This window comes from Niastella yeongjuensis (assembly GCF_900110245.1).
Classification (GTDB): Bacteria; Bacteroidota; Bacteroidia; order Chitinophagales; family Chitinophagaceae; genus Niastella; species Niastella yeongjuensis.
On record NZ_FOCZ01000005.1, the window covers coordinates 534,673 to 559,235 of the forward strand.

Here is a 24,563-nt window from a genome sequence, read left to right on the forward strand (position 1 = left end):
AGATAAGATCTGTCAGGTTCGCCTTACCTGTTTGAATTTTCAGCCTGTTGCCGCGCACCTGACAGGTCGATATTAATTCGCTTTATCAATTCCATACAAGCCCTTCCATTGTGGTAAGGTCCTTTCCACAACCCTACCTTATCCTGCCCCTGCATAACGGAGTGATCTTCGTTCACGCCCCAGAACCATTCGCCGTGTTTATCATCACGAATGTATTGTTTGATGAACGCCCACACATTATAAGCATACTGCAGGTATTCATGCTGGTCACTAATTTGCCAGGCACTGTAAAAACCTACCAGTGCTTCGGCTTGCGGCCACCAGTGTTTTTCTTTGATCAGCCTGTTCTGTGAGGTTTCGTATTCATACCACAGGCCGCCATCGGTATCGAGTCCAATGATTACCGCATCAGCCATTTTAAGCGCTTCGGCCCGCATCAGTGTTACCAGGTTTTCATCGCCAATTGTTTCAGCCGCTTCCGGCAACAGCCAGCTGGCTTCTATATCATGCCCGTAGGAAACGGTATCTGATTTTACAGTCCAGTGTTCGTCAAAAAACAAATGCAGGTGACCGGTTTGCTGGTTGATGAGGTGATCGTGAAAAGTATGCAGCAGGGCGGCGATGTGTTTTGCCAGCACCTCATCGGGATATATTCTATACAGGGCGGTATATGCTTCCAGAATATGCAAATGCGTGTTCATGGTTTTCTTTTCATTGGCATCCTTGTGGCTTAAACGCAGATCAGCCACTCCTTCCCAATGCCGGTCAAAGGCTTCAAAATAGCCACCCTGTTTATGGTCATAACTTTTTTGTTGTATCACTTCATACAACTGAATGGCCAGGGCTTTGGCCGGTTCGTTTTTTAAGGCGCGATAATATTCACTGCAACCATACAATACAAAGGCCAGGGCATATACCTGCTTTTTTGTATCGTACGATTCGCCGTTACTGGTCACACTCCAGTAAACCCCGCCATACAACGAATCGATAAAATGCTCGCGAATGTAAGCAAATGCCCTGTCGGCCGCCGTGGCGTACCGCGGGTCCTTTGTTAAACTGTAGGCAGCGGAGAATGTCCACAAAATGCGGGCATTCAGTACGCTGCCTTTAGGTGCGTCGGGATATTTAGTATTGTTATTATCAATACGGCCGTAGAAACCACCCTGTTGTTCATCAACGGCGTGTTGCAGCCAGTAGTCGAGTATAGCAAGCAACTCGTGTTGCAATTCGTTTTTTAAAAGTTCCCCGTTCATGTAACGATTATACCACTTTTTTTGCTCAGCTGCGTGTTAAATATCCTGCTGCCGGGCCATTTTGTTATTTTCAATCATTTTATACAGGTTGCGCACCGAGGCGGCAGACGTGTAGCCATCTGCTGGCGTGTGCATCACATAATCAACCAGCTGTTCAATAGTCGATTCCGCCACATGCATGCGGGTATCAGACGACGCATAATAGATCAGCACCCGGCCATCGTCATCAACGATCCAGCCATTGCCAAACACTACGTTCGATACGTCCCCTACCCGCTCCTCCCCTTCAGGTGCAATAAAATACCCCCCCGGCTTGTAAATTATGCTGGTAAGATCCCGCAGATCAGTCATAAACAGGTACAGCGTGTATCGCATACCGGCAGCGGTGTTACGTACCCCATGCGCCAGGTGCAACCAGCCCTGATTGGTTTTTATTGGTTGAGGACCCAGGCCATTCTTTAATTCAGAAATGGTATGGTACACTCTTTTATCAACCACCACTTCTTTATGAATAACAGCCTGTTCCATAGAATTACTTAACCCGAATCCGATGCCGCCCCCGGTGCCGGCTTCAATAAATCCATCCTGCGGACGGGTATAAAAAGCATATTGTCCATCCACAAACTCGGGGTGCAGTACAACATTCCGTTGTTGGGGCGATGGTGTTTTCAGATCGGCCAGGCGCTCCCAGGTTACCAGGTCTTTTGTACGGGCAATGCCACATTGGGCAATAGCCGAAGACTGGTCTGCCGGTGAAGCATTGGGATCGCGCCGTTCGGTGCAAAACAAACCGTAGATCCAGCCATCTTCATGTTGCACCACGCGTATATCATAAATGTTGGTGGCCGCTATGCTTGTTTCGGGCATTAGTACGGGGTAATCCCAGAACCGGAACCCGTCGATGCCATTCTCACTTTCAGCCACTGCAAAAAATGATTTCCGGTCAGTGCCTTCTACCCGCGCTATCAGATAATATTTCCCATTCAGCTTAATAGCGCCCGCATTGAGCACCGAATTGATCCCGATGCGTTCCATCAAAAACGGATTGGTTTCCGCGTTGAGATCATAACGCCAGAGCAGGGGCGCATGTTTGGCAGTTAGCACCGGGTGCTTATACCGGCAATAAACGCCATTTTCTTCATCTGTTTTTTCATTGGTACGGTTAATTAATTTCTCATGTGACTTTTTGAGCCATTCCAACCGCTGCAAATAATTCTTGTCCATTGCGTTTCGATTTTAGAGTCTGTTTAGTTTTCCAGTTTTTCCCACCAGGTTCGTTTCAGCACCAGCACAATCACCACCAGTATGGCAACGGTGATCAGCAGGGGCAGTTTTAACCACAGTACTATGTACATAGGCAGAATGGTTAAACAACACTGACCAATGATCCCTAACACCACGTTGAACATATCCAGTTTGAACCGTTTGTTAGGCACAAAGGCAGGGTCTTCGTTTATAACTTTTGCCTGAATGGGTTTCCAGAAACCCCATGGTTTTACTGTTTTGTAAAATTGTTTCAATACGGTTTCTTCCGTGGGTGGGGTTAACCAGGTACCGATAAAACAACCGGCCAGCGAGATCAGGAACAATAAAGGCCAGCTGTACAAGGGCAGGGTATTTTTAAAAATATAGGGGAATACCAGCGCAGCTATAATGCCACTGGTCATGCCCCAGAAAAAACCACTGGCGTTAAACCGCCACCAATACCACTTCAACATATTGGCTGCGATATAACCGCCATATAACGCGCTCACAATCCATTGTAAAATGCTGTTCACATCTTTGGCAAAAAAGCCCAGCGTTACCCCAATGGCCACCACAACAATACCTACGAGATAATTGGCGGTTATTATTTTTTTTGTGCCGGCCTGTGGATCAACATACTTTAAATAAATGTCGTTCACTATATAGGCCTGGGCGGCATTCAGCGTACCGGAAAATGTGCCCATAAAGGCTCCTAATAAACCGGTAAGCACCAGGCCTAAAATTCCTGCCGGTAAAAAACTATTGATGGCAGCCGGTAATATTCTTTCAAAATCAGTCCCTGAAGCAGTACGTAAATCGAGCTGGTTATAATACAATAAAGCCAGTACTGTAAGGCCAATGATCATCGAGTACCGCACTGGCAATAATATAATGGAAACAAAACCCGACATTTTACTGGCGTCTTTAGGCGAGCGGGTCGACAATACCTTTTGCATATCGTAGTTGGGCGCAGGCCCGGCCAGACTGGCAAAAACACCTTTAAACAACATCATCATAAAAAAGAACCCAAATAACCCATACCCGTCTTCCATTATCTTTTTATTGGCATCCGGCACCAGGTTACTCCAGTCGAGGTTCAACTGCCAGTTAAAGAATGGATTCGTCCAGTCGTGCGGAACAGACAGCTGCGTACCGGGACTATGTAACCGCAGCATAGCTATGACTGCAATGGAAATGCAGGCAATGGTCATGATCGCATACTTGATCACATCGCCCAGTACAATACTGTGCATACCGCCCAAAATGGAATAGAACATGGCAAACAGCGTAAACACCATTCCATACAAATGCGGTACATATTCCGGTGCTACTGTAAAAGGTACGTAGGCTGCTACCAGGTGCCAGGGAACAAATATTTCAATGAACTTGCCCAGGCCTACAAACCCGTAAGCCAGAAAGCCGAAACAACTTAAGAGTGCAAAAGCCACCACAACATTGTGTGAGCTTTTTACACCTTTGCCGCTGGCGCCAAAACGGGTTACCAGCCATTCGGCACCGGTACTGGCATTTGACCGGCGCACCCATTTCGAAATGAACATCATCATAAATACCTGGTTAAACACCGGCCATAACCAGGGTATCCAGATCGATTTCATGCCATATACAAAACACAGCGTCACCATCCACATAGTACCGCTGATATCAAACATATCACTGGCATCACTCAGCCCCAACATGTACCAGGGCAGCGCCTTGCCACCGAGCAGGTAGCTTTCCTTATTTTTTCGCGCTCTTTTACGCAATACCCAGCCAATCACAATCATAGTAGCCAGGTACAGAATGACAATGCTTATGTCCAGTATTGTTAAATTCATTCTTCGAATATCGTAAATTGCCAGTCGCGAAACAGCAAATGCATTAATTTCAGGTTCCTCCTATTGGCTTTCAATTTTCTGCCTTCTATCCTCTGCCTTCTGCCGTCTATTTAACCAAAATAATATCATCGTAATAAATGGTAGTTTTCGGGGCCGCTTTGTCAGTTGTTTTAAAATTGAGCCTGCTGTAATCACCTGAAATAAAATCGGCTGGTATTTTGAAATACATCCATTTCCCTTTTTCCAGGGTAACTGTTTTACTACCGAAACCAGTGGCGGCGCCAAAAGGGTCAGTACCCTTCCAGGGGTTATCAGGCACAATAGTAATGTCTACATCGGCAGCTTCGGTTCTTGCCCAAAAGGTTATAAACGCCATTTTATAAACCATGTTGAATGTGTTGTTGTTGGTGGTCCAGCTGCACCCCAGGAAAGTACTTAATCCGCCACCGGCATCGGTATAATCAGCCCGCAATACAGCCGTACCGGCTTTGGGGGCTACAGCAGTTGATATAGAAGGATTACAACTGAAACTCCACGATTGTATACTGCCAATGCCATAAGCGCCGTCTTTGCCCCAGTCATCATCAAACACAATAAAATTATTCGGTATGTATACAAACTCCTGCCCTGTCACTGAGGTACCTGTGGGGTTGGTAATATCCAGCTTTGCCCTTACCACGTTGGTGGAGGGCATCTTGATCACCAGCTTTGTTTTGGATTGTGACAAAATGGTAGCCTCATCGGTAGTACCATGAAGCACCACTTTATTCGCTACTTCAAAGTTTCTGCCCGTTAATTCAAGTACAGTGCCGCCCGTAAAATTATAATTCGAGGCTTCCGTTACCCGCGGAAGTGCCAGCACATTAAATTGTACCGACACCTGTTTCCCTTCGATATTGGTTAGAACAATGTTTTGATCTCCACCCGAGGCGGTATCTGGCACACGAAAAATAACCGCATTGGCCGTATTCAGGGTTGGATTGAACAGGCACGGCACATTGTCTTTCTCAAAAACAATGGTTTGTATATTGGCCAGATCATCACCGGTTAAGGTAAGTACATCACCGGCCGCACCCAGTAAGGGTGACAGTTGGCTGGCTGTTGGATTGTCCATTCCCTTTTCTTTTTTGCAGGCGCTGAACACCAGCAAGCCGGCAAAAAAGATTATGGCGATATATGAGGTTGTGTTTTTAAAATAGTTCATGGTAAAAGCTTGGAAGGGTTTAATAATAGGCAACAGGCGGTTCATTAAGCTTAGGGTCCGATACCGTTTCCGGTTGTGGTATCGGCAGAAACAACTGGCTGGGCGAGTTAAAATTGGCCCGCGCATGATTGATCGTTCCATTATCACTCAACGTACCCCGTTCCTGCGCGGTGATAATGGCCTTCGCTTTTTCAAAACCCTGCCTTTGTATATCGAACCAGTAATCACCTTCAAAGGCAAACTCAACCCGACGTTCATGCAGAATAATATCTTTGGTAAGCGAAGTAAGTTTTACGCCATTGAAATTGTTCCCACGCGTATGCACTTTATTGAACGCATCCAGTGCCGATGCATCGGCAGTAGACGCACTGGTACCTAATACCGCCTCGGCATAGATCAACAGTACATCCGCATAACGCAATATATACGTACAGATATCGCTTGACCCATTGTCACTCAGCTTTTCGCCATTGGTACCGGTGCCCACTATATACTTCAAAGCATTTGATCGGGTACCGTTTTTGAAATGCGTGGCATCTTCATATACCTTACCGGTGGTATCGTATTCAAATCCATTGGGAAAATTAACATTCGTCCAGTCGGCTCTTTTAAACCCGTGTTCCATGACAGACCACTTGCGGCGGTTGTCATCGGGATCATAAGCCGCCAGCATATCCAGGGTGGGATACACCGAGGAATACCCTGTTTTCACAACCGGTTTCAATAAGGTAGAAGGCGATGAATATACCTGTATGGGATTGGCAAAACCATACCCGCCTTCAGCTATCCATTGCAAAGCAAACAACGATTCAATATTATTATTGGCCTTGGAGCTGGTGAACATTTCTTCATAATTGGGATACAGGTCATAGTTACCCGAATTGATCACCTCCATGGCCGCCATTTTTGCGCTGTCATAATCCTTGCGGTACAGGTATAACTTGGCCATCATACCCGCTGCTGAATACTTACTCACCCTCCCCTTCTCTGTGGGGATAGCCGGTAAATTCTGTTCGGCATACCTGAAATCTTCCAGCGCAAACTGTAATACATCTTTCTGAAGGTAGCGGGGCACGGTATGTGGACCCGCCGCAGCAATAGTTACCGGATCAGTAATAATAGGCACATCGCCAAACGATCTGGTAATGGTAAAATAAGCCGCACCACGCATAAAACGGGCTTCTGCAATACCCTGATCAAGGTAACCGGCCTCTGTGGCAGTTCCTTTCTTTTGCTGAAAGGTATTGATCAGCACGGTGGCTGTACCTGCCACTTTGTACAACGATCGCCAGCAACTGGTCACCAGTGGATCTGTGCTTAAAACGGTGAACAGGTTATAACTGCCGCTTCCATAGTTCGGGCCCGTTTCAGTAAGCATATTACCGGCCAGCGTTTCTCCAATGGCATGAAAGGCTTTATCCTGATAATCGTACCAAACAGAATTGTATAAATAACCGGTGGCCTTTTGCACCTGCGCGGCAGTATTGTAATAGGTATCGAGCGTGGGATTGTTCTCCGAAGGATGATCGAGAAAGTCCTTTTTACAGGAAGCCAACGCCGTCACTCCAATGAAATAACAGACTATATGTTTATTGATCGTTTTCATGTTGAAGCATTGTTTAAAATTCAATATTAGCACCAATGGTTATGGTCCTTGGATTGGGATAATGCCCGTTGTCTACATTCTGCGAAAGCACATTCTTATCAAACGAACCAATTTCGGGATCATATCCAGTGTATTTCGTGAATGTATACACGTTCTGGGCCGAGAGATACAACCGGGCATTCGCCATTTTGGCCTTGCTTATCCAGCGGGCCGGGAAATTATAACCCAGCGAAATATTCTGCACCCGCAGATAGCTGCCATTCTCTATATACCGGTCAGAGTTGCGGGTATTGTTATTGTTCCATTGATTATAGCGGGGTATAGAAGCCTGAGGATTGGCCGTGGTATACCTGCTTATTACATCAGTGCTTTGGTTCAGGTAAATGCTGGTCATACCTTCTGTATACTTGCGGGTCCAGTTGAAGATCCTGGTTCCCTGCACGCCTTGTAAAAAGAAAGAAAAGTCGAAGCCTTTAAAGGTAAACGAGTTGGTAATGCCGTACGTAAAGGAAGGATTGGGATCGCCAATAAAGGTCACATCTTCGCTGCCTATTTTGTTATCTGGTTTGCCATCGGGACCACTGATGTCTTTATAACGGATATCGCCCAGGTAAACACCCTGCGGACCAACAGCAAGCCCCCAGTCGGTACCATTATTCAATTCATTCATATCGCGAAACAGGCCATCGGTAACATACCCATAAAAACTACCCACTGCCCGGCCGGCCTGGGTAATATTCACCACCGAACCATCCTGGGTAAAATCCTGTTCAGCGCCCTTCAACAACGCAGTGGGCGAATTCAACCGCACCAGCAGGTTTTTATACCGGCTGAAAACGATGCTTGTTTTCCAGCTAAAATCATTGCGCTGAATATTGTAAGTGGTAAGACTGATATCCACGCCGGTATTGGTCATTTCACCGGCATTGGTAACAGCCGGTTCAATTTCTTTGTAATCGTTCTTGGGTGGATTGGGGTCCAACCCTAAAAACATCGGCGGTACAATAGACAGGATCATATTGGTGGTGATTTTTTTATACACGTCTACACTTAACTCAACGCGTTTTTTCAGGAAAGAAAGATCAACCCCACCATTATACGTAGTTACCGACTCCCAGCTCAGGTCGGGATTGCCTACGTTGGCCGGAACGCCGCCAGGCCCAAAAGGCGCCACCGTAAACAACCTGATGTTGGTGGAATAGGCATTTTGTATGGGTGAGTTTTGATTGCCCACAGAACCGGCGCCCACCCGTAGCTTCAGGTAATCGATGAACTTCCAGTCCCGTGCAAACTTTTCATTGGTAACCGTCCAGCCCGCAGAACCGGCGGAGAAATAACCAATGCGGTTATTGGGTCCGAAGCTGGAGGCACCATCCCGTCTTATTGATCCGCTGATTGAATACCGGTTATCGTAGGTATAGGTAGCCCGCGCAAAATACGATTCCATGCTCCAGTCGCCCTTTTTACCACTTGTTTGCGCAGGCACCACGGTACCTGCACTGGTCGATTGCAGGTTTTGCTCCAGGTTGGTAACGGTGATCCACTTATTATCCCAATGCGAGGCCTGCGCTTCATGCCCCACTACTGCATTAACGGCATGTTTACCAAACGACTGGTTATAGGTCAGGTAATTCCTGAGCCCCCAATAAAAGTTCGTGTTTCTGTCTTCCCGCAATTTGCTGGGGGCCATCACTGCCTGGCCAGTCGCTTCATTGAGGTAATACGGTTGAAAGGCCGAGTTTTCATTCAGCTGATAATCAAAGTTCACCTCATTGCGCAGGCTGAGGTATTTGGAAAACTGGAGATCTGCATATATGTTCCCATATCCTTTCGACTGAACCGCCCGCACATCGCGTAACAGTGCCGTAGCAATAGGGTTACCATTCGCGTTGCCCAGGGAAGTACCGCCAAAGTTAGCGGAGGTAATATATTTCCCGTCGGAGCCTTTAACCGGTGTGGCCGGACTATTATACAAAACGATGGCCGTAGGTGTTTCCACCCCATCGGTTAAGGTTATCCGCTGGTTACTTCTCGACAGATTGGCACTAATGCCTGCTTTTAACCAGCTCTTTACCTGTTGATCTATACTGAAACGGGAAGCATACCGGTTGAATTTTGAACCAATGATGGTACCCGTTTGATTGAAATAGTTCAGGGAAAAATAATAAGTTGTTTTAGCCTGTCCGCCAGAGAAAGCCAGCTGGTGATTATCGATCTGCCCGGTTTGAAACAGTTCTTTTTGCCAGTTGGTACCATTGCCCAATAAGGAAGGATCTTTCAACTCGCCAATGGTATCAACCGAATTGCCGGCTGCCCGTATTTCAGGCACCAGTGAATTATAATATTCGGCATATTGCCGCAGGTTCATAACCGGTAATAATTTAGGTACCGATTGCCAGCCATGGTATACATCGTAGGTGAGCCTGCCTTCACCGCTTTTTCCGCGTTTGGTAGTGATGAGCACTACTCCATTCGCAGCCAGCGAACCATAAATAGCCTGGGCCGATGCATCTTTAAGGATATCGATGCTGGCAATATCGGCCGGGTTCAGGGTTGCCATAACGCTTTGGTCTACCTGACCGGCCTTGCCACCCAACTGGTCATGCGCAATGCTTTTGGTATTGCTAAGAATGGGAACTCCATCAATAACATACAGCGGTTCGTTGCCATTTACACTGGTGATACCACGAACACGGATGGATACACCGCCACCGGGCTGTCCGGAGTTATTGGTAATGCTCACTCCTGCTACCTTCCCCTGCAGTGCCTGGTCAATACCGGCTACGGGCAGGTCTTTCAGGTCTTTTGCTTTTATGGAGGAAACGGCGGTTGATACATCGCTGCGCCGCGCTGTACCATACCCGATAACCACCACTTCATTGAGTTTGCTTTCGGTTACATTCAGGGTAACCAGCACCGATTGTTTTCCTTCAATGGAAACATCCATCGGTTTCATGCCTACATATGAAATTTCGAGTACGGAGGTATTTTGTGGAATGGCCAGCCTGAACTGACCGTTTGCATCTGAAGTGGCGTAACGCTGACCGCCTTTTGCTTTTATGGTAGCTTTTTCAAGCGGAACGCCGTTTTGGTCGGAAATGATGCCGGAGATTGTTTTGGTTTGAGCAAACGCAGGCGCCGTTTGCGCGAGCACCCATAGCAAACCTATGAGTACCCGACAAAGTACTTTTTTTCTCATACAGCAATACAATTTGAATCAAATGTATGCCTGATTTATGCTTACTAAATAATACTATATTGACCTATCATTATATTTTTCCCGGTAATATATAGGCCTATTTCTAATATAAATCAGCTAAATCGTTGAAATAAACGCACTTTACAAAAAGCACTTCTATAGTACATTTATGATATTAATTATGCAACTTATTGTATAAATTTGATCAGCTAAACGATACAATTGCCAGCAAATGAAAAATACATTAATGCGGGAAATAACCCCTCTTACGCAAAGCGACTGCTTTACCCTGTTTTCCCGGGTTAAATCGGAGTTCGATTTTCCCCTTCACTACCACGAAGAATTTGAGTTGAATTTTATTCAGAACGCTAAAAATGCCAGGCGGGTCATTGGCGATCACATTGAAGATATCGACGAACTGGAGCTGGTGCTGGTAGGCAGCAATCTGCAGCATGCCTGGTTCACCCATCATTGTAAAAGCAATGAGATAAAAGAGATCACTGTACAGTTTCACAAAGACCTGTTCGATGAAAAATTGTTGCGCCGCAATCAGCTGAGCTTTATCCGTACCATGCTGGAAAAATCATTGCGCGGCATCCTGTTCTCAAAAGAAACTACCCAACAGCTGGCGCCTCGCATTATGGAATTAAATCAGAAACAAGGCTTTGATTCTGTGCTTGAATTAATGTCAATTCTACATGACCTGTCCATTTCGCGAAATATGCGTATTCTATCCGACGCCTCATTCAATAATACCGAACAATACACTTATAACAGCCGGCGTATTGAGAAAACGCTGGAATACATGAACCATAACTTCGACAAACCCATTACCCTGAACGAAGTAGCGCGGCTGGCCAACATGTCTGATGCCGCTTTCAGCCGCTTTTTTAAGCAACGTACCGGCAATACTTTTATAGACAGCCTTACCGAAATCAGGCTGGGCCACGCTTCCCGGATGCTGATAGATACCACCCAGTCGATAGCCGAAGTGGCGTATCACTGCGGCTTTAATAATATCTCCAACTTCAACCGCATATTTAAAAAGAAAAAGAGCTGTACCCCCAAAGACTTCCGGGAAAGCTTTTCCGGTACCCGCATCTTTATATGAACGGTAAGCCTATTCCTGATCATCGTTAGTATATTGAAAAGCCCGTGAAAGCAGGCATCCGGCGCTTGCAAAAAAATTGCAACAGCCAGCTGGCCCAACCGGGACGAGTGGCGCTATTAAAAAAAATAACTATCTTCATCACCCAGTTATATTATTGTTCAGTTTTTCTTATTACTTTAACCCAAAATTCTATCCGTTTCCACTATTTTAATTTCAGATTTTAATAGTATAAATGGACCGATTCACTTTCATATGAAACATTATTCCAAGCAAAAACGCATGCTTGTTGCGATTGACTCTATCATTTTTGGTTTTGACGGACATGAACTAAAACTACTGTGTATTCAGAGAGGATTTGAACCCGAAAAAGGCAAATGGAGCTTAATGGGTGGTTTCGTTCAGCCTGATGAAGATTTTGAAGCTGCGGGCGCTCGCATCCTGAAACAATTGACTGGCCTCAAGAATGTATATATTGAACAATTATACGCCTTCGGTGAACCTAACCGTGATCCGGAAGACCGCACCGTCTCCATCGCTTATTTTGCCCTGATCGATATTGGCAAATACGAAAAACAGATCAGCGACGACTTCCACGCTGAATGGTTCTCCCTGAAAAAAATACCCAGATTGATCTTCGACCACAGCCGCATGGTAAAAATGGCGCAGGAAAAGCTTCGCTATAAAGCAGCCTTTCACCCCATTTTATTTGAGCTGATGCCCGATAAATTTACGTTGCCCCAACTATACAACCTGTACACCGGTGTGTATGACACCGTACTGGACAAACGTAATTTCACCCGTAAGATCCTCTCTACTAAACTGCTTGTTAAACAAAAAGAAAAGGAAAAAGAGGGTTCTAAAAAAGGCGCCTTTTACTATAAACTGGATAAACGCCGCTACGACTCCCAATTCCATTCATTCTTAAATTTCATTCCCAACCCAGGTAATCTGAAATAACCCTTCAGCAAATAAAAAAAGGCAGTTCCCCGGAGGAGGAACTACCCTACTAAAACAGGACATAACTGGAGAGTTGCTATACCAACTGCGACAACATCTGGTATGCCTTTCTGGTATATAACGTGGCTTGCTTTCTCAAAAGGCAATGGGCAATAGGCAATGGGCCCTCCTTCGCCAGGGCTTCGACGGGTGAAGCAGTAGGTCATGTCAAACCATTACACCCTACCTGAGTGGTCTATAAATATGTCGGTTACTATAGGTGCTTAAATACGCGCGAGAAAAGGCGTATGGATATATCTGGGATAAAAGATACGATCAACAAAGATCATAATACAAAGCTCAGGAGCTATACAATCGGTTACACATCCTATATGTGAAAGAACCATGCCAAACTAAAGCCAGTCAATGTTTAGGCAATGGCTGTAATAAGATATTTATTTTTTAAATAAGAGAACTGAGTGTATAAACTCAGTTCTCTTTTCTATGTACGTTGTTCTAATTTGCCGCGTTTCGGCCTATTGCCCATTGCCTATTGCCTTCCCATCATAATATTCCTTCAATACCGCAAACGCCTTCTTCTTCCGCCCCTTCTGATCAATAAGCCCCTTGTTATTCCAGCCTTCCTGAAAGGTTTGGTTATTACGGCGGGGAGAACGGAAATCGCACAGGATCCAGGGCGACAAGCCGGCAAAATTATCGGGCATACGTTTAAACATAGCTACCTGTTCGCGATAATACCACTCCTGGTACTCTTCACTCCAACGTGTTAACGAGTCGCCATGAAATCCATACTGTGTTTCAGCGCCGGTTTCACTTATAAAGAAAGGTTTGTTATAACCAATTTCCCAATTGGCAGAACGGCATTTGTCGGGTAACCCCGAGTACCAGCCGAGGTATTCATTGAACGCAACCAGGTCAACATATTCTCCTAACGGATCGTCGATCTTATTCACGCCGGGCTGATAATTTACTTCCAGCGCAGCCGATACCAGCCGGGTAGAATCGAGTGAACGGGCCGAGCTGATGAGGTTGCGCATAAAATTGGTGCGTACGGGGTTTACCGGGGTTTCATTGCCAACAGACCAAATGATAATGCTCGCCCTGTTATGGTCCCTGGTGATCATTTCGGTTAGCTGGGTACGTGCTTTCTCAAACACTTCTGTGCTGGAGAAATCTACTGTCCAGTAAACCGGAATTTCTGACCATACCAGTATGCCCAGTGAATCGGCAGTACGCGTCATGTTTTCATTGTGTGGGTAGTGTGCCAGTCGAACCATATTACAACCCAGTTCTTTGGCCTGGCCCAGCAGTTGCAGGGCATCCTGTTTACTGTAAGCACGGCGTATTTGCGGCGAAATTTCTTCGTGTATACAAATGCCACGCATAAACAATGGTTTTCCGTTCAACAATACCTGTTTACCTACTGCTTCAATAGTGCGGAAACCAACTTTATCGGTTATACGATCGGTACTGGTATTGATAACGACATTGTACAATTTGGGCGTTTGTGGCGACCATAGCTCTGCTGTAGGCAAATTGAATTGCAGGGCCACTTTGTTGCCTGTTACCGGAAATGCTTTTTTAATTTTCAACTCCGGTATTTCAACCACTACTTCTTTAGCGCTTTGCCATTCATTCAACTGCACCCAGCCTTCTACCGGAATATTCTTCAGCGTTTTCAACGCGGCGCCTTTCTTGATGGCCAGGCTATAATCCTGTATAAATGACTGTGGTACTTCTATCAGTTGCACATCCCGGGTAATACCACCATAGTTCCACCAGTCGGTGTTTACGGTAGGCACTTCATCTTTATGCCGGGTGTTATCCACTTTAACCACCAGGTAATTGCCGGAGCTTTTAAGTATGGAATCGGGCACTTCGAAATTGAAAGGCGTAAATCCGCCTTTATGTTTTCCAAGTTTTTTGCCATTGAGGTATACATCTGCTTCATAGTTCACGGCGCCAAAATACAGGTATACTTTATTGGCGGGATTGCGCCTGGTGAAATCAAATGACTTCTTATACCACACAATGCCTTCGTAATACAGGAATTTTTCGGCTTGTGAGTTCCAGTCGCCCGGAACCTGTAACGTGTATCTGTCAGTGAATTGATGTTCCTTCCGATCGGTTTTATCAACAGGTATATCGGTTGTCCAATAAGCTTCCCGGTCATTTTCTTTCCGCTCCTGGTACCGGTAATCATAAAAGCCCGTTCCATAGGGATCGATTATATATTGCCAGGTTCCATTGAGGCTGGTAGTTGTCCGTGCCGGGATGTTTGTGATCAATGGGATCTGTGCGGATGCAATTGTACTGATGCATGTTGCTATTGCAACAAGTTGGGATGTTCTTCTCATATGATGATTTCTTGAATCGGCAATCGGAAATCTGCGTTGCGGCATCTCTGCCTTCTGCCTTCTGCCCTCTGCCCTTCTTCTCGTTAACTATTTATACATCTCTTTATACCGCTTACATGCTTCGATAAAGTAATAATCAGCATAGGTAAGCGGCACGTCCACTTCAGAATTGGCAGGTTTATGTCCTACACTGTGCTCCAGAATAAAACCACCATTGGTACCGGCAGCGGCTTTATAGGCAGGAGCAGATAAATTTTGGATGATGGTGGTGGCCACATCCCTGTATTCCCTGGCATCCTTGCTTTTGGTATACTGGCTCAACTCTAAAAGAGCAGAAGCCATGATGGCGGCTGCAGAGGCATCGCGTGGTGCATTGGGAATATCGGGTGCGTTAAAATCCCAATAAGGAATTTTATCGGCCGGCAGGTTAGGATGTTTTAAAATGAAGGCCGCTATGTGTTGCGCCTGTTGCAGGTAACGTACATCTTTGGTTTCGCGATAGCAAACCGTATAGCCATATAAACCCCAGGCCTGGCCGCGGGCCCAGGCCGATTCATTGGCATAGCCCTGTGCCGTTTTCTTCTCTTTTACTGACCCGGTGGTCATATCATAATTCAATACATGGTACGAACTGTAATCTGACCGGAAGTGGTTGTTCATGGTTGTATTGGCATGCGTTACAGCAATCTTATAAAAAGAGGAATCACCGGTAGCCTTTGTTTCTTCAAACAACAATTCCAGGTTCATCATATTATCGATGATCACCAGGAAGTCGGATGGATTTTTTGAATCCCATGATTTTATACAACCTATTGTTGGGTTGAACCGGGTGCTGAGCGATTTGGCGCTGTTGAGTAATATTTCTTTGTACTCCGGTAAGGGCTTTATGCGGTTGGCATTGCCAAAACTGCAATACATCATAAAACCTAAGTCGTGGGTGCCTTTATTGTATTGTTCTTTTTGTAACAGGCCCAGCATGCGAACCGCTTCGTTATACAACGACTGATCACCTGTTTGTTCGTACAGGTACAACAGGGTGCCGGGATAAAAACCACTGCACCACCAGCCGGAGTTACTGTTTACGGATTTGCCTGTTTGCGGATTATATGTTCTGGGAAAACTGTCGGGCGGCGTTGCGGACTTTAATACTTTGTATTGTTTTGCACCGTCTGCAAAATTGTCGTGGATGATGCCTGATAATTTTTTCCGGGAATCGATGGGCGAACTATTCTGTGCCAAACAAACGGTTATTGTTACCAGCATATAGCAAAGCATCGCCAATCCCAAAGCAGTTCTTTTCATGAAGGGATAAATTTCTCCCGAAAATATTAAAAATGGCGCATGGTTGTGGCGGTAAATTGGTCCCTTTTGAGGTGTAAATGAGTATGTAGTAGAATTGAAGTAGCAGAGCAGCCTTTAATCTCCTGTTAATTCAAAAATTAATTATTCTTTTAGCTTTACTTATCTTTCGGATCGTATTTTTGAAAGCCTAGTTTATATATTACGATATTATGAAGAAAGTACTTTTTGCAGCGACCGTATTATTGGCCACCCTGGCTGCCTGTAATGGCAATAACAACGCCGGTGCCAATAATGCAGGTGATACCAATAGCAATGGAAATGCCGCACCTCCGGTCATTCAATACGCAGTGGTAAACAAATATCCCCACGATACGTCCTATTTCACCGAAGGTCTGGAGTTCAATAAAGGTCAGTTATTCGAAAGCTCAGGCGGTAATGCCGATGAAAGCCCCTACCCCTCTGAATTCGGTATCGCAGATCTTAAAACCGGCAAAGTAACCCCCAAAGTAAAGCTCGATAAAACGAAATATTTCGGGGAAGGCATCACTTTCTTTGGTGACAAAATGTACCACCTCACCTGGACCAGCCACGTTGGTTTTATATACGACGCCAATACGTTCAAACTGATAAGAGAGTTCAGGATACCCGCCCAGGAAGGCTGGGGCCTTACACACGACTCTACCCACCTGATCATGAGCGATGGTACCAGCAACCTGTATTTTCTTACCCCCGACTCGGTTAAACTGGCCTACATTACACGGGTCACCGACAACAACGGCCCGGTAAGCAATATCAACGAGCTGGAGTATGTAAACGGGTTTATTTATGCCAACCAGTGGGAAACAAACTACATCCTGAAAATTGACGCCGAAACCGGTAATGTAGTAGGAAAGATCAACCTGGAAAATTTACAGAAAGAAGCAAATTCCCTGCGCCCCGGCGCCGATGTATTGAACGGGATCGCCTATAATAAAGAAACCGGTCAACTGTTGGTTACCGGCAAAAGATGGCCATTTATTTATGAGATAAAAGTGCAGTAATCAGAATCCCTTGCATCTTGACTAACTGTTACAGGTTTCAAGTATCAGGTTGCCGGTTACCGGTTGCCGGTCACCGGGTCTTTAGATCCGAAGATCACAACCAGTAATCAGCAAGCTGAAGTATAATAGACCGGAAACCGGCGACTGGTAACTGGTGACCGCAACTACTTCCCTATCACATAGATCAACGAACTGCATTGTTCCTTATGAAGGAGGGTATTCAAATTCGAAATAGAGCCCATAATACCGCCTTTGATCACGCTTTGTTTGCCAGTCTTGTATTTCTCACTTAACATGCTTACGTAAAAACTGTCGTACCACATGGGTTTTACAGCGCGTAAGTGGAGGCCATGTTTTTCTACCAATAACCGCATAGATTCGGGTGAGAAATGATACAGGTGGCGTGGCACGTCGTACGCGGCCCAGTTCTCCTGGTATTGAGAAGCATCGAGGCTGGTATAATTCGGAACCGCAATGAAGAGGGTGCCTTGCGGACGCAGCAATTCTTTCAGCCGGTCCATATATTCATTCAGCAGGTGCACGTGCTCCAGCACATGCCACATGGTGATAATATCGAAATCGCCTAGGGTAGTATCAAAGAATTTATCGGGGGGGTATACAAACAAACCGTACTGTTTGTGGGCATTTTCCCGGGCCACCTCACTGGGTTCCACGCCTTCTACCGCCCAGCCATGCTGCCGCATATGGTCCATAAAGGCACCAATTCCGCAACCAACATCCAGCAGGCGGGGCATGCTTTCCGCATTGGTATAGGATTGTACCAGTTTCCGTTTATTTTTTAAACTACGTTCGCGCACTCGAAGGTATAACCTGTTCACCAGTCCTTTGCTGGTATTACTGTGTGAAATATAGTCATCCGACTGATAATAAGCGGCTATATCATCCTGTTTGGGTACGTCTTGTGTAAATCGCATGGTACAACGGCTACATTCCCAGATCTCAAATGTTTTATGCGATACGGTATGGTCCTTTGTTGCCAACACGCGATGAATGTCAGACGAATCGCAGGCAGGGCAGGTAGTATAATGTATAGGTGACGACATCAGGTATTTATGGCCTGCAAAGAAAGGAAAGAATCCTTTAGTTTAAAAGAAAATTAAGGGGCTGCATTGATCGGTTGGTGATTTCCAGCGGCGGAAGTAACAAATCCGCTTTTATACACCCTGAAAAAGATCACCCCCAGCGCCAAAGCAGCCACAATCAGGGCAAAAAACCACCAGCCTTTCTTTTTGGGCTTCTCATTCTCCCAGGGGTAATGGTAAGGTTCGGCCTGGTCGGGAGCCTGTTGGGGTTCTTCCGCCGGTGTAATAGTAGTTTCTTCTGTTGCCGCGGGCGTACTGTCTATGTTGGAGATCTTGCGGGTCACTTCCTGGTCACCCACCAGCATGGTATGCTGGCTGTGAGTATGAATAACGCGATTGGCCGGCGTTGGTTCCTGTAAACTGGGAATACGGCCTGCCGATTCAAACACAATTTCTCCTGATATGTCTTTCTTCAAAGTCCCTATGCCGGCCCAATCCACAATCTGTCCTTCGCGCAATTTGCTGCGCAGTTCATAAGCCCATTCATTATACCATTTAATGGCTTCATAATCGGCTATATTCTGCTGTTTGGCCAGGTAAGTGAAGAAATCTTTATCCGGAGCATCAAAATATTTATCGAAACGGAAATGATAATCAGGGGGTAGAATACGACGGTTCACAAAGTCAGTTTGAGCCGGAATACGCTCAATATACATTGAACCCAGTCCGGGGATACTGATGCTTTTATGTTGAAGCAGATAACTTACCAGCACATTGTTCATATTATATCCTTTGTTTACTTCTGCAAAGAACAAAAATTTTCCGGTAATGGAAACACAAAATACGTAAAACCTTTATCCCCATGGCTGGTCTCACTACTTAACGCTCCCAACTCACCTATTTCGTATTAAATGAATAAGTTAAGCCCCCCATAAAGCTGAATCCAAATACCTGGTACTGGTTCCAGCGCTGGTATTCATCATTTAACAAATTATTAAGCTGGATCCACAAATTAAAGTTCTTGGTAATACGGAATTCGGCGCCTGCATTGAGGTCAAAAGCATTGTCTCCTTTCACGCTCTCGCCATTTTTGGCCAGGGTCCAGGGTTTTGTCCAGGTCCACAGCTCTGTATAAAAGAACAGGTCTTTGATCGCCTGCCAGCGAATGGCTGCATTGAATTCCATAGGAATTAACCCGTAGGAATTGTTTTCCTGCTCCAGTTTATAGTAATTATTCCAGGTGAACCCGGCGGTTGCGCTGAACGTTTCGCCAACGGTATACCCCAATTCACTGTGTAACGACAGGCTGTTCATCCTTGGTTCATACCGGATCAGGAAATTCTTGCCGGTAGAATCGGTTACGTAATTATTCACAAACAGCGGCATATTGTGGTAAGTAACCAGGCCCAGTTTGGTTGAATAAGAGAAATGATCACCCAACGAACCTTTTATGCCGCCATACAATTCAATGGAGCGTGTATTCATCAGGGTATCGGGCTGCGCCAACCAGGGGTTGATGGATGCCATGCGTTGGTAAGAACCTTTTTGATAATTCCCTACATACCCCAATTGCAGGGTGAACTTTTTATCATCGGTGGTGATATCAGCCATCACATCGGGCAGCATATGAAACTGCTTCTTGTCCCAGATGGGCAGTATACCAGCATGCAGGTACAGGTTATCGGTTTTAACCGATAGGGCTGCTGCTATCTGGTATAGATTATTCTGGAGCGTTGTTTTATTGCTTTTATCGCCAAACTTATAATTGGTAAGGTCGGCCGTAGCGCCCAGACCAAACGAGAACTTCTCGCCAAATGTTTTTTCCAGCGGCAGGTTTACTACCGTATTCATCTCACTTCCTTTGGGTGTATTGCTGATGTTGTCACTGAACCCGCTTACTTTAATGCTGGGGTGATAATTAAGCCCAAATTCTGTTGGGGCCAGGTTGCGGAAATCAATTTTTCCTTCAATGGTTTGAAAGCGTTGTCTCAGGTCATCTTTGGAATATATATTCTTCAACGTATCGGGTCTGAACCCATACAGATAATAATCGTCGCTGCGGAAACCCAAACTGCCATTCAACTCGAGGTTACTGGTGGTTTTATAAGTAGCGGCAGCGCCTACACTGGTTTGACTGTTCTTCTGAAAAGGCAGATCGCCTTTTGAGGTATAGTGATTGGCAAATACATTAAAGAAGGTTTGTTTACCATCGCCAAAGCTGAACCCGGCCTTTATATAGGGCTGGTGAATGTTACCAATACCTGCTTTTATATAATTGCTGTATTGCCACGAGTTAATGGAATCTACTTTCAGCGCCACGGGGTTTACACCAGCAGGCTGATAACTAAAAAACAAATTCTGCGCGGGTATATTGTAATTGAGCCGGGGTTTGGTAGTATCTACCGCGGGCTCGGTTGCATTAAAATTGATCTTCGATGCTTCCCGTAATACCGGTTTAAACTGAGAGGTTACATCAATGGTCTTTCCTTTATTAGGCTCCTGCGCCTGCGTAGCCACAGCGCTCAGAAGTCCTCCGAAAAGAAAAAGAGTTATGCTTGATTTATTCATCTGAAAACAATAATTCGGTGTAAAAATCTTGAAACGTCAAACGTGAAAGGGCTATCGAATCTTGAGTCTCTGTATTTATCTCTGCCTTCTACCTTCTACCCCCCTACCTTACTATTCTTCTTCTCTTCTTCCTGCGTTTGCTTCAGCTTCTTATCCGCCTCCTGCCTCAGGTCTTCCAGCTTCGCATTATCTACAATACTTTGGAAAGTAGCTTTGGCATTGAAATAATCCTTTTGCTTCAGGTATACATCACCTAATAACAAGTAGGCTTTGGTTACCCATGTTTCGTACGAACCTGATTTGTTCACCACTTCAAACGCCGCTTTTTCAGCATCGCTCAACCGGTCCTGCACAAAGAAGCAATTGGCAATTTCATACCGCGCTTCGGCACCATAGGCCGATTTGTTCAACGAAACAACCTGACGGTAATAAGTGATCGCCTGGTCGTACTGATTGGAAGTTTGGAACGATTTGGCAATGGCCATATTCGCAATCACTTTATCATCTGAACCGATACCTTTTTGCGTCAACAGGTCTTTGGCATTGGTAACAGCATCATTCCATTTTTGTAACTGGAACTGGCTGCGTAGCAATCCACGCATAGCTTCCAGTTTGTTTTCCTGTGTGGTGGTAAACTCTTTCAGCCTGGTAAAATATTTCTCCGATTTCTCGTAGTTCTTCAGCTCAAAGAAGTTCAACCGCGCCGCATTCAGCAGGGCTTTTTCACCAAATTTATTAGGCACCAGGTCAGATAATTTTTCATATCCTTCTGCTGCCTTTGCATAATCTTTTGCGTTATTATAGATCTCGCTTTTGTAGTACAAAGCTTCCAGGGCAAATTTGCCATCGGGAAAACGGGTAAGATATTCCTCAAATTTCTTGGCGGCAGCCGGGAAATTGCCATTATTGAATTGCACTTCGGCCTGCTGGTACATCAGCTCATCTTCCTGGTTGCTGGTAATTTCTTTACCCATAGAACGGGCAAACGCAACATAGTCGCTTGTTTTACCCTGTTCTACATATATGATCCGCGCGTTCTCCAGGGCAGCATCAGCTTCCGTTGAGTTGGGAAATTGTTGCAGTACAGTTGTATATTGTTTCAGCGCTTCGTTGTCATTGTTCAGGTTGTAATTAGCAATACCCAATTTCAAATAAGCTTTGGGCTTCAGTGATGAAAGCGGGTCTTTGATCACATTATTTAAAAAGGGAATAGCTTCGCGGAATTGTTCGGCTGCAATATAGGTATTAGCCACTTCCATATTGGCATCGGCCGATAAGTTCGATTGCGGGTACCGCCGGCTGATGGTTGCCAGCAGGTTGATCTTTTCCTTCTCGTTGCTAACTCCGGTGATCATGGCTTTTTGGAACGTGGCATAGTCACCTGCAGCCCAGCTGTAACTGATCACTTTGTCGTACATCGCCAGGGCCTTTTTGAAATCGCGGTTCATATAATAACAATCGGCACTGCGTACATACGCATCCTGCTCCAGCGTACCGGCACTGATCTTTGGGTCTTTTACCACCTTTTCAAAAAATCCCAGTGCCTGGTTATAATTCTCTCTTTTCAAAAAGCAATAACCCAGGTTGTAATTGGCATTGGCCGGATTTATTTCTATATAAGAGATAGGACGTTTCTGGTATTCGAAGAAGTAGCGGATGGCATCATCCAGTTTATTCAACCGGTAAGCGATCTCCCCTTTCCAGAATTGTATTTGCGGTAATACGCTGGTATTGTTCGCATCTCCCTCGGCTTTAGTAAGCAGGTCGCTGGCGCTTACCAGCATACCATCGTTTATTAATTCAGTGGCCCGGCCGTATAAAACCACAGGGTATAATTTCCGGGCATTGGCCGATGGGTTCTTTACACTTTCCAGTAAGGCCAGGGCATCTTTATAGTTGTTGGTACTGGCCAGCATATTCACCAGCAATTCCTTGGCTTCGTTGGTGTATTCCGATTGCGGATACTTTGTCAGGAACTCCTGTAATTCATCCAGGGCCAGATCCTGAAAACCGAGTTCGTAAGAAAGTTTTGCGTAATTAAATTGCGATACTTCCTGTTGTTTTGCATTGCTGCTGTTACGGGCACACATTAAGAACGCGTTGCGGGCATTGACTTTTTGCCCCGTTCTTAAATAGGCGTCACCCAGCAGGTACATGGCGTTCTGGGCCAGTGAATCTTCTTTTCCACCGATCTGTTTGAAGCCGCTTATTGCTTTATTCCAGTTCTTTGCTTCATAGTAACAATACGACAACTCGTAAATATCTTCCCTTTTTACACTATCGGCTTTGTTCACATAGGTTTCCAGGTAAGGCAGTGCTTTATCAAATTGTTTTTTCTCAAAATAAGCATGTCCTACCATCTGGCGCATCTGGTTATCATAAGCCAGGTTCCCTCTTTTCAATTTTGCTTCCGCATATTGCAGGGCCTGTTCTTTTTGTCCCAGTGAATAGCGGATACCCGCAATATAAAAAGGCACTACCCGGCCATAGGTGGGGTGATCTTCCACTATGGAAAAGGCAGTGAGTGCATCATTATATCGTTTTTCGTAAAAACAAATAAAGCCATAATAATAGTTGGCATCGGCATAATTAGGATCATCCTTCACCTGTCGGATGGCATCGAACAAGGGTTTGGCCTTGTCATATTGTTTAAACGTAAAGTATACATATCCCTGATGAAACTTCATATCGGCCACTTCGCGGTTGTTCAGGTTGGCGATAGGCGTAGTTTCGTATAAGGAACCGGCTGCCGCTAAATCGTCCTTACGGAAATAATATTCCGCCAGGTGAAAGCTCATCATTTGCACCCGGGCCGCATTATCTTCGGTTTCAATAAATTTTCGTGCCTGCAATACGGCCCCTTCCTCATTTTGCTTCAATGCACAAACGACGGTATAATATTTTATTTCCTGGGAAATAATAGCCTGATTGCTGCGGTCAGCAGACGTTTGTTGTAATTGCAGGTCTTTCAATAATGGATATGCCAGACTGTATTGCTCCCGCTGATAGAACTCTTTAGCTTGCTTGAAAGTCGCTTGGGGATCAGTTATTACACGGTTTTGCTGGGCATAGGAAAAATGAAAAAGACCTAAAAGGGTTATGAAGGCTGTCGTTTGTTTCATTCCAGTGTCCTTAAGGTGATAAGTTAAACCTGGTAAAGGTTCTAAATATTTTACCTTAAACCAAACATCGTTCCAAACAGTTGTGGATAAGTAGCAGGATTAACAATTCTTTTTAATACTAAATGTGAAAAAACAAATACCCTATTTTTGAGGCACCTTAAAAACGAACTCATGAAAAGACTTTTGAGCACCGCTTGTTCTGAAACGTCCTTTAACATTGCCGTATTGATATTACGGGTTACTTTCGGATTACTGCTCCTTATCAATCATGGAATTGACAAACTGAAGCATTTTGCCGAAAAACAAAGCAGCTTTCCCGATCCCCTGCACCTTGGTCATATGCCAACCCTGATGCTGGTTCTTTTTGCGGAAGTGTTTTGTACTGTTTTTATAGTATTGGGACTATTCACTCGTATTATGGCAATCCCTGTTGTTATCAACTTTGCAGTAATTGTTTTCCTGGTTAATAAAAGTTATTCCGGCCCAGCCGAGGGTGGCGCATTCTTCTTAGCCGCCTTTTTTAGCATTTTATTAATGGGCCCCGGCAAATACAGCATCGATGGCGCTATGGGGAAATAGCGAGTGGTGAGTTGTGAGTGGTCAGTAGTGAGTTAGAGTCCGTATTCAACGTTCGCTACTGACCATTAACACTCCTCAGCTCATTATTTTTCAGCCAGTCATATAAATAACTTTTCCATTCACAACTGACCACTCACCACTC

The 24,563-nt window shown here is 45.2% G+C and carries 16 protein-coding genes; 4 read left to right on the forward strand and 12 right to left on the reverse strand.

Annotation, left to right across the window (positions count from 1 at the left end; genetic code table 11):
* Nucleotides 1-23: 23 nt before the first annotated feature.
* The 6 genes from BMX95_RS16215 to BMX95_RS16240 form a co-directional block, all read right to left on the reverse strand.
* On the reverse strand, nt 24-1,253 hold the full coding sequence (locus BMX95_RS16215) for an AGE family epimerase/isomerase (RefSeq protein WP_081203476.1): 1,230 nt from the start codon (nt 1,251-1,253) through the stop codon (nt 24-26).
* Between the two features lie 36 nt (nt 1,254-1,289).
* The gene (locus BMX95_RS16220; protein WP_081203477.1) at nt 1,290-2,477 is read right to left on the reverse strand and encodes a glycoside hydrolase family 130 protein; all 1,188 of its coding nucleotides are present in this window, start codon (nt 2,475-2,477) and stop codon (nt 1,290-1,292) included.
* A gap of 23 nt (nt 2,478-2,500) precedes the next feature.
* Nucleotides 2,501-4,333, reverse strand: coding sequence for a sodium:solute symporter family protein (locus tag BMX95_RS16225; RefSeq protein ID WP_081203478.1), 1,833 nt, complete (start codon nt 4,331-4,333; stop codon nt 2,501-2,503).
* A 106-nt stretch (nt 4,334-4,439) separates the two neighbouring features.
* Nucleotides 4,440-5,537: an IPT/TIG domain-containing protein gene (locus BMX95_RS16230; RefSeq protein WP_165759073.1), complete on the reverse strand. Its 1,098-nt coding sequence runs from the start codon at nt 5,535-5,537 to the stop codon at nt 4,440-4,442.
* Between the two features lie 19 nt (nt 5,538-5,556).
* Nucleotides 5,557-7,143 (reverse strand): RagB/SusD family nutrient uptake outer membrane protein, encoded by a 1,587-nt coding sequence (locus BMX95_RS16235; protein WP_081203480.1) that lies wholly within the window; start codon nt 7,141-7,143, stop codon nt 5,557-5,559.
* 13 nt (nt 7,144-7,156) lie between these two features.
* Complete coding sequence (locus BMX95_RS16240; RefSeq protein WP_081203481.1) at nt 7,157-10,342, reverse strand: SusC/RagA family TonB-linked outer membrane protein; 3,186 nt, start codon at nt 10,340-10,342, stop codon at nt 7,157-7,159.
* 232 nt (nt 10,343-10,574) lie between these two features.
* Between BMX95_RS16240 and BMX95_RS16245 the strand changes: the two genes are divergently transcribed.
* On the forward strand, nt 10,575-11,453 hold the full coding sequence (locus tag BMX95_RS16245; RefSeq protein WP_081203482.1) for a helix-turn-helix domain-containing protein: 879 nt from the start codon (nt 10,575-10,577) through the stop codon (nt 11,451-11,453).
* A gap of 252 nt (nt 11,454-11,705) precedes the next feature.
* Complete coding sequence (locus BMX95_RS16250; RefSeq protein WP_081203483.1) at nt 11,706-12,410, forward strand: NUDIX hydrolase; 705 nt, start codon at nt 11,706-11,708, stop codon at nt 12,408-12,410.
* A 515-nt stretch (nt 12,411-12,925) separates the two neighbouring features.
* Here the strand turns inward: BMX95_RS16250 and BMX95_RS16255 are convergent.
* Together BMX95_RS16255 and BMX95_RS16260 are read right to left on the reverse strand one after the other, a co-directional pair.
* Nucleotides 12,926-14,767, reverse strand: coding sequence for a glycoside hydrolase family 2 protein (locus tag BMX95_RS16255; protein WP_081203484.1), 1,842 nt, complete (start codon nt 14,765-14,767; stop codon nt 12,926-12,928).
* Nucleotides 14,768-14,854: 87 nt separating this feature from the next.
* Nucleotides 14,855-16,069, reverse strand: coding sequence for a glycoside hydrolase family 88 protein (locus BMX95_RS16260; RefSeq protein ID WP_081203485.1), 1,215 nt, complete (start codon nt 16,067-16,069; stop codon nt 14,855-14,857).
* A gap of 209 nt (nt 16,070-16,278) precedes the next feature.
* Here BMX95_RS16260 and BMX95_RS16265 point away from each other — a divergent pair, with 209 nt between their 5' ends.
* Entirely contained in the window at nt 16,279-17,109 is an 831-nt protein-coding gene (locus tag BMX95_RS16265; protein WP_081203486.1) for a glutaminyl-peptide cyclotransferase, read from the forward strand.
* Between the two features lie 164 nt (nt 17,110-17,273).
* On the opposite strand, the gene BMX95_RS16270 is transcribed toward BMX95_RS16265, so the two are convergent.
* From BMX95_RS16270 to BMX95_RS16285, 4 genes are all read right to left on the reverse strand, one after another.
* The gene (locus BMX95_RS16270; RefSeq protein WP_081203487.1) at nt 17,274-18,173 is read right to left on the reverse strand and encodes a class I SAM-dependent methyltransferase; all 900 of its coding nucleotides are present in this window, start codon (nt 18,171-18,173) and stop codon (nt 17,274-17,276) included.
* Between the two features lie 53 nt (nt 18,174-18,226).
* Complete coding sequence (locus tag BMX95_RS16275; protein WP_133054039.1) at nt 18,227-18,934, reverse strand: hypothetical protein; 708 nt, start codon at nt 18,932-18,934, stop codon at nt 18,227-18,229.
* A 115-nt stretch (nt 18,935-19,049) separates the two neighbouring features.
* Nucleotides 19,050-20,720, reverse strand: coding sequence for a TonB-dependent receptor (locus tag BMX95_RS16280; protein ID WP_081203489.1), 1,671 nt, complete (start codon nt 20,718-20,720; stop codon nt 19,050-19,052).
* Between the two features lie 95 nt (nt 20,721-20,815).
* Nucleotides 20,816-23,842, reverse strand: coding sequence for a tetratricopeptide repeat protein (locus BMX95_RS16285; RefSeq protein ID WP_081203490.1), 3,027 nt, complete (start codon nt 23,840-23,842; stop codon nt 20,816-20,818).
* Nucleotides 23,843-24,013: 171 nt separating this feature from the next.
* On the opposite strand from BMX95_RS16285, the gene BMX95_RS16290 reads away from it, so the two are divergent.
* Nucleotides 24,014-24,421, forward strand: a complete 408-nt coding sequence (locus BMX95_RS16290; RefSeq protein WP_081203491.1) for a DoxX family protein — start codon at nt 24,014-24,016, stop codon at nt 24,419-24,421.
* Nucleotides 24,422-24,563 lie beyond the last annotated feature (142 nt).